We start from the raw sequence: 1,306 nt of genomic DNA on the forward strand, positions 1-1,306 counted from the left end.
AGGCAATGTAAAAAAGCTGATTTCTATTAATTATTTGATAGAAATCAGCTTTTTTGATATGTATTTTATAATGTACAGCTCGTTGAGCTGCTATTTTCCTTATATTAAGTGCCATTAATACAAAACCTAGCTCTCGTTTAACTTTATTTATTCCTCGAACTGACATTCGAGTGAAACCCAAAATAGCCTTCATAAATCCAAAAACAGGCTCTACATCAATTTTTCTTTGACTATAGATTTTTTTCGTTTCTGGTTCAGAAAGCTTTTGATTAATTTGGGCTTTAAAGTATTCCCAATTATAATTCTTCATGATTTTCTTATTGGATTTCGAATTTGGCTTCATGCATTGTTGCCTCAAAGAACATGCTGAACAGTCATCGCATTCATATAGCTTGAAGTCACGTTTAAAACCATATCTATCATTACGGTATGCATATCTTTTAAAACCAATTCTTTTGTTATTAGGACATATAAATTCATCATTAAGTTCGTCATATTTCCAATTTTGAGTGTTAAAAATGTCACTTTTAAACTTTCTCGTTTTATCTTTAATAAACATGCCATACGTAATAAGTGGCGTTTTATTAAAGTCATCTATAATAGCCATATAGTTTTGCTCACTACCATAACCTGCATCAGCTACAATATACTCCGGTAAATAACCGAAGGTATTTTGAATCATTGTTAAAAATGGAATTAAAGTTCTAGTATCTGTCGGGTTTTGAAATAGGTCATAGGATAAAACAAATTGAGAATTTGTCGCTATTTGTAAATTGTATCCTGGCTTAAGTTGGCCATTTTTCATATGGTCTTCCTTCATTCTCATAAAAGTTGCATCATGATCAGTTTTAGAAAAGCTATTTCTATCTTTAAGAATCGATTTTTGTTCTTCATATTTACTTTTTCTTTCGGAATAATCATCAAATTTCTTTTTGAACTTCTTAATCTCAGTTCTTTTTTTACGGGTCTGTTTTCTAATTTGAGCACAATCTTCGTTCTCAATAGAATGATTTAAATCTTCGATTTCTTTATCTAAATGACTACCAATTAAATCTATTTCTTCTATTGTTAAATCGCTATCTCCATCTTCTTTTATCTCTGGTATTATTTTTTCTTCAACTAAGTCACGATATAATGCTTTTGAATTTTCGTTCAATTTCGATTCGTGATTTTGAATACTTTTCTTCCACACAAATGTATATCTATTGGCATTAGCTTCTACTTTTGTACCATCAATAAAAATTGAATTATTATCAATAAGATTTTGCTTTAAACATTGACTATGGAACTGAATAAATAAAGATTC

1 protein-coding gene is annotated in these 1,306 nt (G+C 29.2%); it reads right to left on the reverse strand.

What is annotated here, in order from left to right; all coding sequences use genetic code 11:
- Nucleotides 1-1,306 (reverse strand): IS1182-like element ISSau3 family transposase (locus CD116_RS03615; RefSeq protein WP_103325186.1); only part of this gene is annotated, 1,306 nt, incomplete at both ends.

The sequence above is a fragment of the Staphylococcus schweitzeri genome (assembly GCF_002902405.1).
GTDB classification, from domain to species: Bacteria; Bacillota; Bacilli; order Staphylococcales; family Staphylococcaceae; genus Staphylococcus; species Staphylococcus schweitzeri.